This is a genomic window from Chryseobacterium sp. DT-167 (assembly GCF_058310155.1).
Window position 1 is genome coordinate 34,357 of the sequence record NZ_JBZEEQ010000018.1, and the last position, 15,549, is coordinate 49,905.

General features: G+C 37.1%; 8 protein-coding genes. 5 read left to right on the plus strand and 3 right to left on the minus strand.

The window, feature by feature from the left end; all coding sequences use genetic code 11:
- The first annotated feature begins 135 nt into the window (after nt 1-135).
- Genes AC4FQ5_RS18695 through AC4FQ5_RS18710 form a run of 4 tightly spaced genes read left to right on the plus strand, consistent with a single transcriptional unit; the run spans nt 136 to nt 8,924 of the window.
- Nucleotides 136-4,053 carry a PAS domain S-box protein gene (locus AC4FQ5_RS18695; protein WP_491145818.1) on the plus strand — a complete coding sequence of 1,306 codons (3,918 nt, stop codon included), beginning with the start codon at nt 136-138 and terminating at the stop codon, nt 4,051-4,053.
- Nucleotides 4,054-4,060: 7 nt separating this feature from the next.
- Nucleotides 4,061-4,420 carry a response regulator transcription factor gene (locus tag AC4FQ5_RS18700; RefSeq protein WP_491145819.1) on the plus strand — a complete coding sequence of 120 codons (360 nt, stop codon included), beginning with the start codon at nt 4,061-4,063 and terminating at the stop codon, nt 4,418-4,420.
- Nucleotides 4,421-4,422: 2 nt separating this feature from the next.
- Nucleotides 4,423-5,487 (plus strand): HEAT repeat domain-containing protein, encoded by a 1,065-nt coding sequence (locus AC4FQ5_RS18705; RefSeq protein ID WP_491145821.1) that lies wholly within the window; start codon nt 4,423-4,425, stop codon nt 5,485-5,487.
- Nucleotides 5,481-8,924, plus strand: coding sequence for a sulfatase-like hydrolase/transferase (locus AC4FQ5_RS18710; protein WP_491145823.1), 3,444 nt, complete (start codon nt 5,481-5,483; stop codon nt 8,922-8,924). The genes AC4FQ5_RS18705 and AC4FQ5_RS18710 overlap by 7 nt, the downstream gene beginning before the upstream one ends.
- On the opposite strand, the gene AC4FQ5_RS18715 is transcribed toward AC4FQ5_RS18710, so the two are convergent.
- The 3 genes from AC4FQ5_RS18715 to AC4FQ5_RS18725 form a co-directional block, all read right to left on the minus strand.
- Nucleotides 8,921-10,153 carry a YaiO family outer membrane beta-barrel protein gene (locus tag AC4FQ5_RS18715; protein ID WP_491145825.1) on the minus strand — a complete coding sequence of 411 codons (1,233 nt, stop codon included), beginning with the start codon at nt 10,151-10,153 and terminating at the stop codon, nt 8,921-8,923. The two genes, AC4FQ5_RS18710 and AC4FQ5_RS18715, sit on opposite strands and share 4 nt — an antisense overlap.
- Before the next feature lie 397 nt (nt 10,154-10,550).
- Nucleotides 10,551-11,054, minus strand: coding sequence for a hypothetical protein (locus AC4FQ5_RS18720; RefSeq protein ID WP_491145827.1), 504 nt, complete (start codon nt 11,052-11,054; stop codon nt 10,551-10,553).
- 190 nt (nt 11,055-11,244) lie between these two features.
- Complete coding sequence (locus AC4FQ5_RS18725; RefSeq protein WP_491145829.1) at nt 11,245-12,819, minus strand: helix-turn-helix domain-containing protein; 1,575 nt, start codon at nt 12,817-12,819, stop codon at nt 11,245-11,247.
- Between the two features lie 460 nt (nt 12,820-13,279).
- Here AC4FQ5_RS18725 and AC4FQ5_RS18730 point away from each other — a divergent pair, with 460 nt between their 5' ends.
- On the plus strand, nt 13,280-15,538 hold the full coding sequence (locus AC4FQ5_RS18730) for a hypothetical protein (protein ID WP_491145831.1): 2,259 nt from the start codon (nt 13,280-13,282) through the stop codon (nt 15,536-15,538).
- Nucleotides 15,539-15,549 lie beyond the last annotated feature (11 nt).

A 15,549-nucleotide genomic window follows, 5' to 3' on the forward strand; every position in this document is an offset into this window, starting at 1 on the left:
TCTCAATTTATAGTGTCTAAATGTAAAATAATTTGTAATTTGGATTATTGTTACATAATTTAATTATAGGTTAAAATAATTAAAAAATTTAGCCTTACGGCAACGAATATCATTTTTAAAACAAGATGTTACTATATGGATAAATACCCTGTTCCTGCTAACGAAGAAGCACGAATTGACAAGCTGAAATTTTTTGACCTTTTACAGCTGGAAAAGGACCCACAGTTAGATATTTTTGCAGAAACAGCATGCCTCATTACCGATTGTCCGGCATCTCTCATCGCTATGATGGAAAGTGAATCACAGGTTATCCAAAGCTGCATAGGACTTGCGTTCGATTCTGTTGACAGAAAAAGCACTTTATGTCAATATTCCATTGCGAGTGGTGATGTCGTAATCATCAATGACACGTTATCAGATGAAAGATCATCTGAAAATCCCCTGATAAAAGCAGGTGGAATTCGTTTTTATGCAGGCATTCCTCTTATAGACGATGAAGGTTTTGCATTAGGTACATTATGCGTTATAGACTATGAACCAAAAACGTTAACAGAAAAACAGGTAACCGCCCTCAAAAAGATAGGAAGCGCCGTAACAAACCTGCTGACAGGGAAAAGAAAAAATATCCAGGCTGAATATTTCCAGCAGACATTCAATATTTCCAACAATCTGATCTGCGTTCTGGATAGTAATTTCATGCTTAAGGATGTTAATCCTGCCTTCGAAAAGGTTTTCGGGTTCAGCAAAACAGAATCTCTTGACCAGAATTTTTTAAGCGTTTTGGGCGAACACAATAAAGATCTGCAATTACTTGTAAAAAAGCCGGAAATTCAGGAGGAAATTACATTTTCTACTTCAACGAAAATCAGTGATGCTACAGAGATTATTGTAGAATGGTATCTAAAACAGAATCAAAAACATTCCGAGATTTTCTGCTTCGGTATAAATATTACCCAACAGATAGAAGAAAAACAAAAACTTGAGAGTTCAGAACGCCGTTTCAGAAGCTTTTTTGAAAATGCAATAGGATTAATGAGCATGCATGATATGGAAGGAAATATCATCGCAGTTAACGAAAAAGGAAGAAAAACACTTCATTATTCGGCAGACGAAGTTAAAGGCTTAAATTTAAAAGATCTGGTTCCTAAAAAAAACTGGCCATTACTTGCCCAATATATCGAAAGAATCAATAGCAATCAGGAAGATCTCGGAACTATGATTTTAAAATCGAAGGAAGGAGAAGAGATGGTGTGGATGTATCATAACCTTGTAGAAATAGACAAAGAAGGTATGCCATATGTAGTGAGCACAGCCCTGAATGTTACAGAGAGAATAACGCTCGAAAAAGACCTGCTGTATACCAAGAAAATCCTGGAACAGACGAGTGCAGTAGCTCAGGTCGGAGGTTGGGAAGTCAACTTAAAGACAGATACTGTTTTCTGGTCACAATCAACTAAAGAAATCCATAAAATAGACAAGACATTCCAGCCTGATTTTGAAAATGCGTTAGGATTTTATAGTGAGGCAAGTAGAAAAAAAGTAGAAACATTATTTGAAAGAGCTGTACAAAAAGGCATACCGTATGACGAAGAGCTACAGCTTATACGCAATGATGGAGTCATGATATGGGTAAGGGTAAAAGGAATACCTGAATTTGAAGATGGGATATGTACAAGAGTCTTCGGCATTATCCAGGATATTAACACCTTCAAAAATATCTATCTTGAGCTGGCAACAAAAGAGGCTATGCTACAGTCATTTGTAACGTATGTTCCTACTGCGGTGGCTATGTTTGATAAAGATCTTAATTACCTTTCGGTAAGCAGCAGCTGGAAAGATGAGTTCCATATGCATGATACAGATCTTATAGGAAAAAATATGTTTACCGTATCGCCCAATGTGCCGGATGACAGAAAGAAAATATACAGAGACGCACTGGGAGGCAAAGCTTACATTAATAAGGATATGACTCTGGAAGTTCCTCACAAAGAGGGATTACAGCATTATAATATAGTAGTAAGCCCTTGGTATCTTTCGGATGAGGTAATGGGTGGAGTCATTGTTTCTGCACAGAATATTACAGAGTCGGTAAAGACCAATGAGGAACTTAAAAATGCAAAAGAGATGGCAGATATTGCCAACAAAACCAAGTCCGAATTTTTAGCCAATATGAGTCATGAGATAAGAACTCCGCTCAACGGAGTGATCGGATTTTCCGATCTCCTGCTTCAGACTCCCTTAAATGAGATACAGACGCAGTATCTCAATTATATTAATGAGTCGGGAGAAAATCTCCTGAATATCATTAATGACATTCTTGATTTCTCTAAAATTGAATCGGGAAAAATGGAGCTTTTGGTAGAAAAAGCCAATGTTTATGACATGGTGAGCCAGGTTATTAACGTGGTTCTTTATCAGTCTCAGAAAAAAAACATCGAATTGCTTTTGAATATTGAGCCGGGATTACCCAAAACAATCTGGCTTGATGAAACCCGATTAAAACAGATTCTTATCAACCTCCTTGGTAATGCCGTCAAATTTACAGCCCAGGGTGAGATAGAGCTTAAAGTTGAAAAACTTAATACAGATGATAAAAATATAACATTAAGATTCTCGGTGAGAGACACAGGAATTGGTATTCCTGTAGAAAAACAGCAGCATATTTTTAATGCTTTTACCCAGGAAAACAGCTCTATCAGTAAACGTTATGGAGGAACCGGTCTCGGACTCACCATTTCAAACAATATCCTCAAATATATGGGAAGCAGGCTTTCTCTGGTAAGTGAGCTACAAAAAGGGTCTGTATTCTATTTTGACATTCAGATTCCTTATGAGAATAATGTTTCCGACCACAGCGATGATGAAACACTGAAAATCAACAGAGTTCTTATAGTTGATGATAATGAAGCAAACAGAATTATTCTTCAGCATATGCTGGCTTACAAGAATATAGAATCTGTACTTGCAGCCAACGGAATGGAAGCCCTGCAGCTTCTGTTAGCCGGAGAGCGGTTTGATGTTATTTTGGTAGATTACCATATGCCTATTATATCAGGATTGGAAACAATCGAAAAAATAAAACAATTATTTAATACACAAAACGAAGCCTCACCTCTCGTTATCCTTCATACTTCTTCAGAAGAACATGACGTTATCGATTCCTTCAGGAAAGAAGAAGATTCATATTTTCTTCTTAAACCTATTAAATCTGAAGAATTGTACAAAACGCTGCGACGGGCAATAAAAAGTTCGGAAAAAGAAACGGTTGCGCGCAAACCCTTGCAGGCAGATCAGCCTTTCCTGTTTATGCGTGCTCCTGACGTTTTGCTTGTTGATGATAATCCGGTAAATATGGTTCTGAATAACAAAATGATGAAATCATTGGTTCCTGACGCACGTTTAGTAGAAGCAACCGATGGTTTGCAGGCATTAGAACGGTGCCGTGAAGAGTTTTTTGATCTTATTTTAATGGATGTACAGATGCCTGTAATGGACGGCATAGAGGCAACAAAGCAGATTCGCCTGTTACCTGATTATCAACATTCTAAAGTTCCTATTATCGGGGTTACTGCAGGAAATGTGGTGGGTGAAAAAGAAAAATGCCTGAATTCGGGAATGAATGATTTTTTGCCTAAACCTCTCAGACAATCTGACCTCCTGGAAATGCTGAAACTGTATATTGGCAATGGCGCTCAGTCTACCGAAAGCTCATCACATCCGGAAACATATCTGGATATGAATCTTCTGGAAGAGCAGATGGGTGACGACGAAGATTTCAGAAAAGTATTTTTAGACCTTGTCCTTCAGGAACTTTCTCAAGCAGAAAAAAATATAAAAGCAGGGATAAAAGATAAAAACGCAGAATATCTGAAACAAATCCTTCACAAGCTCAAAGGAACTGCAGGAACAGCCGGTCTGGTAAAGCTTACCGAACAAACTGCTAATTGGGAAAGCCGTATTGAAAGCAACATGAACTACAGCTCTATGGAGCATGAAATTTTGCATGAAATAAAAACAGGATTGCAGTTAATTAATGATTTAATACATAAATAATACAACTATGGTAATTCTGATTGCTGAAGATGACGAACTTATTTTAAAAACAATAGAGCATAAATTGTTGAAAGAAGGACATGAAGTTATCTTGACCAGAAACGGAAAAGAGGCTATCGAAACCTTAAAAAACAGAGAGGTAGATCTTGCTATTACAGACATTATGATGCCTTTTGCTTCCGGAATAGAAATACTTTCTGCGATGCAGTCTATGGAAAAACACGTGCCGGTGATTATGCTGTCGAGCATGGGACAGGAAGAAGTGGTACTGAATGCCTTTGATCTGGGAGCTGCGGATTTCATCGTTAAACCCTTCAGCCCTAATGAATTAATGTTGAGAATTAAAAGATTCATGCCTAAAAACTAAAAATGCTATTAACATCAGTACATTTTCTTTTTCTGATTTTTCTGGGAATGCTGTCATTGGTTCTTTTACTGATTATAGTGGTACTTTTTTACAGCTTTTTCCAATATAAAGAATCTGTCCGCAGCGCTTCGTGGCTGGATATTATCAATAAAAAAATTTCTGAAACGATAGTATATGAGGAAGATGAGATACCTTCAGATCAAAATTTTGTAGCGCTTTCCGGTAATACATCCTTCAGAAATATGTTTTTAAAAAAATTGGTTGATTCTGAAAAAAAATTCTCCGGAGCCGCAAAGAATAAGCTGAATAGTCTCTTTACACGGTATGACCTTCAGAAAGAAGCCATTAAGAAACTTGATCAGAAAAAACCACATCTGATCACCGGAGGAATACAGGAGCTTACTGTAATGGATGCAAAAGAATCTCTTCCAAAAATTGCCAGATTCCTTACGCATTCTCATCAGCAGGTTTATCAGGAAGCTCAATACGCCATGGTAAGATTGCAGGGGTTTGAGGGACTGGATTTCCTGAATACCGTTTCCTCAAAAATTTCTGAATGGCAGCAGCTCAGGCTTCTTCTTTCCATCAAAAGCATTCCGGAAAACTCAGATGCTGCCATCAAAAACTGGCTTGAAAGTGAAAATGACTCTGTTATTATATTTAGCCTGAAACTTTTAAAAAAATTTCAGTGGCTGTCTTTGTATCCTGCAGTGCTTAATCTGCTCAATCATGCTTCTGCTGAGGTAAGAGTGCAGGCTGTAAAAGCGATGCAATCTCTGGAAAACTTTTCTACAGTAAACTCACTTACAGAAGCTTATCCGGAGCAGCCACTTGAAGTTCGGCTTGAAATTCTTAAAGTCATAAAATCTTCAAAAGATCAAAGCTGTACAGATGTATTAAAACAAGAATTGTCTGAAAGTACCTCTACAGGCATCAAAGTACATGCTGCCGAAGCGCTTTTCTTACTCGGACATCACGAATACTTATCAAAGATGGCTCAGGAAGAATCTTCATCAGAAGAATTGGTTCAGATTATTAAATATGCGATGCAGGAAAAAGTATGTTAGAATTTTCACACATTATCTATGAAATTGTTATTTGGCTGTTTCTGCTGTATGGTACTGCAGTTACGCTTATTTATGGGTGGATAGGAATCTATGCGCTGGGTGCGGTTTTACGCTATAAAAAAGAAAATACATTTACTGATTACAGCATCATTGCTGCCAATCCCAATGCGCCTGTTTTCAGCCTTATTGCCCCTGCTTATAATGAAGGAATGACCATTGTGGAAAATGTAAGATCTTTACTTTCACTGTACTATCACAATCTGGAAATTATCATCGTAAATGACGGGAGTAAAGATGACTCTATACAGAAATTAATTGAAGCGTATGAGCTGAAATCCGTGTCTTATTTTGTACAGGGGGAAATTGAAACCAATAAAATAAGAGGTGTCTATAAGAGTGAAAACCCGGCTTTTAAAAAACTTATTGTAGTAGATAAAGAAAACGGAGGAAAAGCAGATGCCCTGAATGTAGGGATCAATGTTTCTTCCGGAGACTATTTGGTTTGTATAGATGTAGACTGTATCCTGGAGCAGGATGCTATTTTGAAGCTGGCAAAGCCATTTCTGGAACAGACAGATAAAAAAATCATTGCCTGTGGAGGAGTGATCCGTTTAGCCAACAACTGTGTAATTGAAGATGGTAAAGTAGTCAGCGTCAATATGCCGAAAACACTGTTGGGAAAAACCCAGGCGCTGGAATATATCCGGGCTTTCGTGTTGGGTAGAATGGCGTGGTCGCGAGCTTCCGGGCTGATTTTGATATCCGGTGCTTTTGGGGTTTTTGACAGAAAAATTGTTTTGGAATGCGGAGGTTATGATAAAAACACGGTGGGCGAAGATATGGAGCTGGTAGTACGGATGAGAAAGTATATGGAGGAAAAGAATAAACCCTACGAAGTGCTTACCATCCCGGATCCTCTCTGCTGGACGGAAGTTCCCGAAGCCAAAGACATCCTCAAAAAACAGCGTAACCGCTGGATGAGAGGAACTATAGAAACCCTGTGGAAACACAGAAAAATGATGTTTAACCCAAAATACGGGAAGTTGGGAATGGTAAGCCTTCCCTATTGGTTCTTTTTTGAATTTTTAGGACCATTGGTAGAATTTTTAGGATATATCGTCTTCTTGGTTTTCCTTTTGCTGGGTATCATCAACTGGTCTTTTTTTACCGTTTTGTTTGCGTTGGTAATTTCGATGGGCTTTCTTTATTCTATCTACGGCATTCTGGTGGATCTGGTAAGTCATCAGGTGTACAGCAAAAGGAAAGATTTCCTCGCCCTCATCGGAACTGCATTTTCAGAGCCGCTGTATTTTCATCCAATCGTTGTAAAAGCAGCGGTGAATGGTTTTATTGATTACTTTAAAAAATCTCATGGATGGGGTGAGATGACTAGACAGGGCTTTAATCAGAATACCAAAAACCTGCCTTTCAAAGAGAGAGTCTTGGCAATTCTAAAGATTGCACTCAGACGGTGGGGAATGCTGGCTACAGTTTTCAGTATTTTATTTTTAGTGGGAATTGCGGCAGAATGGCTTTGGTATCGATATTTTTTTACAGATTTTGATTCCTCTGCTGTTGCAGGTCAGCTTTTTCTTGAAAATATTTTATTTGCCTTTCAGCTGATGTTTGGTTTTGGAATCGTTTATCTGATAACATACTTCATAAAACAAAGCTGGGCAAAGACTTTGACCATCATTATATTTTCATTTGTTGCGATTACGCAATACATTTTGTTTTTATATTTTTCTGAAACGGGTAACGTTCTGGGAGCAGATCTTTTGTTTTATACCAAAGAAGAAATAAAGCAGATACTACAGGCAAGCGGAATGCTTAATCTTAAAAACTATGCCCTACTCGGGCTTTTAGTAGCTGCATCTGTCATCCCTTTATGGATGGCAGGAAGGTCGGCCTTTAAATCTGTGTATCCCGGTATTGTAATCTTATGTGTCGGTTTAGCAGCTTTCTTTATTCCGGTTACCATTCTGGAATCCGCAGAACTGAATAACGCTAACGAACTCGTACAGAATGCTGCAAAAAGCAAATGGGCATACTTTTTTAAATCCAATGAAGAAAATCTCATAAGTGAACATCCTGAAATTAGTGAGCTGTGGGACGGATCAGAAAGTTTCACTTTAAATAAAGAAATGCTCAACAAAGACTTCCCGTTCTGGAAAAAAGAAAACACTTCTGATTTTTTAGGAAGTTATTTCAACAAATCTGAGGAAGTACCTAATCTTGTTTTTGTAGTAATGGAAGGTTTCGGACACGCCTACACCTCGCCAAAAGGCTATGTAGGAAACTTCACCCCTTTTCTGGACTCTCTGGCAAATAAAAGTCTCTCGTGGGAAAATGCTTTAAGCTCTGCAGGCAGGACTTTCGGGGCATTACCGTCACTTACCGGATCACTTCCTTTTGGCAGAAACGGGTTTTTGGAAATTGAAAAAACACCGGAAAATTTTAACCTCTATAATATTCTGAAAGCAAATGGCTTTGAAACAGGGTTTTATTATGGCGGAAATATTTCATTTGACCGGTATGGGCAATTTTTGAAATACAGCAAAGTAGATCATATTGTTGACAGAACTTTGTTTGATCAATCATATCGCAAACTTCCTGCAAACAACGGCGGAGAAAGTTGGGGATATGAAGATCAGGCAGTTTTTAATAAAATGCTGCAGATACAAAATCCCCAGGAAAAACCTTATTTCAATATGATTCTTACACTTTCTACCCATAATCCTTTTTTGATCAACAACAAAAATTATTATGAAAAGATGTACAAAGAAAGAATACAATCAAATGCATTATCTCCGCAGCAGAAAAAGTTGGCGGCAGAATATAAAAACCAGCTCATGTCCGTTCTCAATGCTGATGATGCGCTCAAAACTTTTTTTGAAAACTATAAAAAACGTCCAGATTTCGGAAAAACTATTTTCGTTATAACAGGAGATCACAGTATGCCTGAAATCATCCTTCAGTCGAAGATCGACAGGTTTCACGTACCCCTGCTGATTTACTCTCCATTGCTGAAAGAGCCGAAACGTTTTGAAAAAACAGTAAGCCATTTTGATATAGCACCATCTGTTGCGGCTTTTTATAAAAATAATTATCAGCTTACCGTTCCCCGTACCGTTACCTGGGTTGGAAAAGGCTTTTCCAAAGATTCTGAAGTGGCTATTAAAAACGATATTCCTATGATGCAGAGTAAAAGTCTGCTGACTGATTTTGTTTCAGACAAATATTATCTTCACGACAGGAAATTGTTTACACTTACCCGTCTGGAAGAAGATGAGTATGAGAACGAAGAAGTATTTAAAAAAGTAGATAACCGTTTCAGCCAGTTCAAAAGAATGAATTCCAGCTTTTATAAAACCAGAAAGCTGATGCCGGATTCGGTGATGGTGAATTTTATGAAAAAAGCTCAGTCAAAGTATTAAAACTTCCTGGTATACCCCAAAATAACATCAAACTGATTGCCTTTTACACCGGGAAGATATTCCTGATTATAGTACATTGTTCCTACCGAAAACAGGTTCTTCTTGACAGAAAAGTTATAATCGGCACCCAATTTAAAAGTCTTAAGCTTAAAGGTTTCGTTCCCCAAAAGATTGTTTCTGGATTCTTCCGGGCTGATCCCCGTTCCGATCTGAAAACCAAAATAATCCTGAGCGCTTTTTGTATAATACCTTACAGTTGCCGTGTAAGACTGTGAAATATTTGTATTGTCAGGAGTGATATACGTACGCAGATTAAACCAGAAATTTTTGTAATATTTCCCTACCGAAGCGGTATACATCCAGATATTGTTACTGAAATACAGCTGTCTGTAGCCAATCTCAGCTTCAAAACTATGCGGAAGATTGGCGTTTAGGGAAACTCCTGTACGGTATTTCGGGAAAATTCCTACATTGCCCGAATAAGCACCTCCTACATACAGGTAAAAGGTTTTGGATAATCTAGGATAGGCTTCAAGCTCTATTTGCGTTCCATCCTGTGCAAACTTATTTGCATAATTTGCCCTTACAATGAATGATCCCACAGAAGTAACTCTTTTGTAGCTTATCCCCACAATGTGCCAGTCATCAGCAAACTGTTTATCAAAATGAGAATAATTGTACACTACGCTCACTGCATTTTTAGAAACAAGATCGTTTATTTTTACCGCAAGACTGATAGCCTCTGTATTCTTTGGATTATTGCCAAGCAGTTCATTGATTGCTTTTTCAGATTCTGTATAATTCTGCTCACTGTAGTATATTTTTGCCTTCAATAGTAAAAGATCCTCAGATTGAGGGTGAAAAACCAAACCGTTATTGACGATCTCAATGGCTTTTGACTGTTGATCATTCCAATATTCAAGCGAGGCATAAGCGACAAAATAATCCTCATCTTCAACACCTTTATTCTGTAAATCTTCAAATACAGCTCTTGCAGAACCCACATCATCACTCCAGATATATAATCTTCCTAAAAAAACAGAAATATCAGTATAATTGGGAGCTTTTGCCAATGCCTCTTTTGCAAGAGCAATAGATGATCTATAATCTTTCTGTTCAAATGCAGTAGTACGGGCCTTCGAAAACAGCTCATCAGCTGTGAGATTTTGCTGTGCTGACATCGCAACGGGTATTAAAAGCAGTAATAAAAAGGTTTTATATCTTTTCATCGAAGATCAATATATTTATAGTATCATTACAAATATATCGATCTTTTAACAAGAAAACCATATATTTTTAGCCAAAAATAATAATTTATTGTTTGAGGATTGATTACAAATTCCTTATAAAATTAAACTTTTGACAAAAAACATTATTATTTTTTACTGATTATATTTCTGAGATTACAAACTGTAAATTTATCAATCGAAAACGTATCTTCTTTATGCACGCAGATTTGTTAAATAAAATAATTGTACACCGCTTCTGAGACTAACAGAATAAAAAGAAAAAGCAGGAAAAATTCCTGCTCCTGAAGATTGGATTAACAAAAGTTATCCCCGTAAATATATAAAAAATTATAATGCTTTATTAAAATTGAAATTAAACATCAGATATTTTTTTACATTATTTTTCATACTCAACTTCCGGGTCATTATAAGACAGCAACAGACTTCTAAAATGCTTTTCTATATTATCTCTGTTCTGCTTTTTAATGTTCTCGAAAATCTTAACCATTGCAATAATATCACCTTCCGAAAAACCTATCATTCTTATTGTGAGAACCTTTGGCTTAACGTAATCCGATTCAATCATTATTGATAAATAGTAAATGCGAAAAATGTTTTTAGCAGAATAATCTAAAATATGAATCTTAGGAATCTGAATGTATGGCCGGATGTCCCCTGTCTTAAAAAAATTGTATTTTTTGAATGAAATACATTCAGCAGAAATTTCAAATTCCCGATATTTACTAAACACAGCAAGAACTGCAGCAAACAAGCTTACACAGAAAAGAACTGATTTTAAGAACGATCCTTCAATAAAAATAAATCCTGCAAAAAAGACAATACTCACAACAATAAGGCTGTATCTGAAATTTGTGATCTTTTTATTATTTGTGATTTTCATATGTATGGCTTGCGAATAAAATAAATGTAATTGTATGACAATATATTTTATAATTGTTGATGAGCTCTGATTGATCCGGCGGTACAAAACTACACAAGCTTTCAGTAACTTTCCAGAACTTCTGTTACCATTTTCAGGAAAAAGGTAAAGTATATTGAGTATATTTTAACAAAAATAAAATCAAAAGCCGTTATTTATCTGATGAGGGTTCACGCGATTGATCCTGAATATATCTGATAAAAACCGACGGTGATATGTTGGTAACTTTTTTAAAAACAGTTGCAAATTTATTTTGTGACGAAAAACCGCATTCTTCTGCTAAAGTTGCAATTTTATATTTTCTATATTCGGGATCATGGGTCAGCTTTTCTATAATATAGTTGATTCTGAGTGAATTTATATAATTATTAAAATCCATACCCTTATGATGTTTGATGACGTAGGATAAATATTTTGTGTTTGTTTTACAGTAAGAAGCCAAAGCAGCTAAGGAGATGTCATTTTTCAAATAAACATTGGTGCTTTCAAATTTTTCAAGATCTTTAACCAATTTATTTTCCGTTAAAGAAGTCATTAATGAAGTTTGATCATCATTGTTCACAGCTGAAAGATAATTTTCACTTTTTCGTTCCCGGTTTTCTTTATCATATGCTCTCCGGTTCAATTCTGCAATAATTGCCCTAAATCTCTGACGGGTCATTTTTTCGGCTCTCTGATAATATAAAAAGTAAATGAAAAAACCCAATAATACTGCAAAGACCAAAATAATTAAAATATTTTTGACGATGCCGGACTTCTTTGCATTGGTATTATTTCTTTCTGCAGCTTTCAAAGATGAATCGTAAAAACTTCCTGCCTCTGTATCTAGCTGGGCTTTTACAGAATCCTGTTTCTTTTTGAACTCACCGACTTTAGTTACTTCCTTCTTGGCAAGGTAAAGACGTTCCGCAGTATCGTATATTTCTTTTTTTAACTGTAGAAATTGTGTCTGGTCAGCAATTTTCCGTGCTTTATTTAGTTCGTACTCAGCTTCTTTAATTCTTCCCGTGTTCAGATATACGTTGGAAATACCGTTATAGATCAATCCGGTCAGAAATGTTTCAGGCTGACCTTTTATCTGCGAAAGTGCAGTTTCATAATGTTTCAGTGAGCGCGGATATTGGTTGAGGTAAAAATAATTGAGTCCGAGCAATTGCTCATTATTTGCGGTAAAGAAATCATTATTATTTTTTACATCTTTAAGAAGATTTTTAGAAAAATTAATATACCGAATGGATGCTTTATAATTTTTCCGGTCAATCTCAAAATATGCTTTTTCCTGCATCATAAGACCCACCATTTGTCTCGAAGCCAGCGTATCGGTAATTTTTTTACTGCTTTCTATAGCTTCATCTGCATATTTTTTTGAGAGATCATATAATTTCAGCATTCTGTATTGGGACGCGAGAAAACCGTAGATCCTGGTCTTCCAGGTAATGTTATCAGTCTTATCAATTGCTTTCTCGGCAGAAAGTGCGTAATCAACGGCTTTGGTAAATTTTCCTTTCTGCTGATATAATGTTGCAGACAACATGAGGCTTCTGCTCTTTAAAATAGGATCAGAGGAAAACTGATAAAGAGAATCAGCAATTTTTATAGCTTTGTTAAAATCTTTTTGCGAAGTTTCAAGATAAGTTTTCACATAAAGTTTGTCGAATTCCTCCCTTCTTTGTGAATGGACATACATACACAAAAAGAAAAACAGCAACACAGAGTTCCTTTTCATTAAGTGTCATTATTGATGTGACAAAAGTAATTTTTTCTAAGCATAAAATGTAATAATTCTTTTTTTTATACCATAACTTAATTATCACTATCAGTAATACTTTATCATTATCGTGAATTATTTCACAAAATGAATACATTTCTGTCATATTTCAGACAGAGCTTTCGCCAAATCTGGATATTATTTTTTTTACTTGAATCATCCTTCGCCTATTGCACAGTATTCACTGTAACTTGAACTATGAGCTTTATAGAATACTCCTTCTGAAGAGCTGATTGTTGAGCAAATCTATCCTTTCATTACCAATTTCAGGAATATGGTAATACACATTCTTTCTTTATTTGCAGACTCATAATAGCTTTGCAACCGACAAAAGCAGCTCTATTCAAAAAATACGGCAGCGGTCATCACAAGATTATCTTATAACGAAAACAACCAAATAAACACAAAAAATATATTAATGTCATTAAAAAAGATCTCACACCTATCCACTGTCTGTATAGCCATTTCCTTATCCGGACAGACAGCGTCTAATTTTACAGTGGTACAAAATCAGAGCGCCATTACAACCAACGTTATACGACCAGGATACAACACTGGTTCATCTGGTTATCTGTCCTCAAACAATTACAATCTTTTCTTCGGACGTACCAATTCTTCTACAACAGGCACGGTTCCAAAGCTGCAGTCTTTCCAGTTCAACAGTCAGAATTACGTCCCTTTCACTCAGTCGGGAGCAGTTCCATACGACCGTATTGCGGTAAACCGCAGAATTATAGCCGGAATGACGGCTCAAAATCCTGATAAATTTACCGGATTTTTCGAAAACAGCCTGATTTCAGGTAATGACACTTATTTTAAAGCGGAATATATTGAAAACCTTGAAGATCTCATCAATAGCTATGTTATCAACCGTGGGGTCGACAATATCTTTTCCAATTCAGCAACTGGAACCACCAATAATGTAGAAAGAGTAGATCTGATACTGGATGCAGGAGTGGTAATGCCGGCAAACATCAACCTCAACAAATTAGGCGCACTTCTTCTGGATCGAGGTGGCAATGATAATTATAAAGTTGCCGTTATAACCTCTCTTGACACAACAGGAAAAGTTTCAGGCTTAGGAAATCTCATCAGCAGAAATCAGACAAACTTCAGCAGTACCGGATATACGCTTACCAGTACTGTATTCCAAAATACTAACAATGCAAATCCTTCGGCGACAGACAATTTAATACGACCGGCGGAAAATATTTCATCGCAGGCAATATCCGGCGACTTCGTTACATTTTCTGAGCTGGGAGTGACAGGAGGACAGGTAATCTACGGCATATCAGTTTTTCCCGATGATGTACTTCAGGGAACGCATGATCTGATCAATTTATCAAATGTACCTTCCAATACAGACGGTACTGTCGGCGGACTTGATTTTATGGGCGGTGGAGGCTTTTTTGTAGCATCGGATGTGGCTCCTGCAACCGTAAACGGAAATGTATACCGTGATATTGACGGAAACACGACCATTAACGGTACAGGCATAGGATCTGCAGCTTCCATGCCTCTGTACGCATATCTTCTGGCGGCAAACAATACAATTATTTCAAAAGTTGCAGTAGCAGCAAATGGAAATTTTGTATTTCCATCAACAATACTTGAAGTAAGTAACACTTATGCTGTGGCAATTGATACCCGTGATGTAACCGGGACCTATAGCTTTTCTTCACCTCAGCTTCCCACCGGATGGGAAATTGTCGGTGAAGATTATGGCATGAACAATCTTTCAGGAACAGGTGTGGAAAGCGGAACTCCGAACCTCAGGATACCTGTACTTTTTAATTCTGCAAATCCTTCGGTAGATAATATAAAATTCGGAATTCTTTCTGCAGAAGATATTTGTACACAGGCTGTCAACGGATCAACCTTCAGCTGGGATTACAACGGCAGCAATGCACCCTCAAATCCGGTGACACAATCCTTTAATCAGCCTGCCGCAAATTATGGTTTTGTATTAGACATTACCAAGCTGGATAATTCATTTAATATGATTATCAACGGAACACCTCTGGCAACCCAAGAATTTGAATTTCAGTCATCAGGAACTTCCGGAATCAATGTACAGTTTGTTGATAACAGCAGCTACGAAACCAATACACCATTTATTTATAACATGACAGGCACACAAACTAATCCTATAATCAGGGTAAACATCAGCCCCAACGGAACAGTAACAATGTTTGGGAGCAAATCTTCCGGTGGCCCACTGTTTCCTCTAAAACTTGTTAATGGTAATTCATTTAATACCATAACCTGGAATACTACAGGAACCAATACCGTTGTCGCAACACAGAATGTTGTTGGCGCTACAAATATGTCGGGTCGCGGCTATGGCCTTAACAGAGTTATGTGCGTGTGCATAAAACCCGGTACCGCAGGAACACCATTAAGCTATACCGATATGGGGATTACTACAAAACCCAGCCTGACAGTAAACAACTGGCCAAAAAGTATCCCGAACGGTCATATAGCACTGGATTCTGCTGAAAAAGGACTGATTATTACCCACATGAATACCGCTCAGCGGGATGCATTGATAGCCATTGAGGGAATGATCATCTACAACACAGATCTAGGATGTGTACAGCTCTACAGGGGTAATAATCCTGCAGTAGATAATGCAAGAACAGGCTGGAACTGTATCACGAAAGGATGTAACGAATAAAAATCACAAAG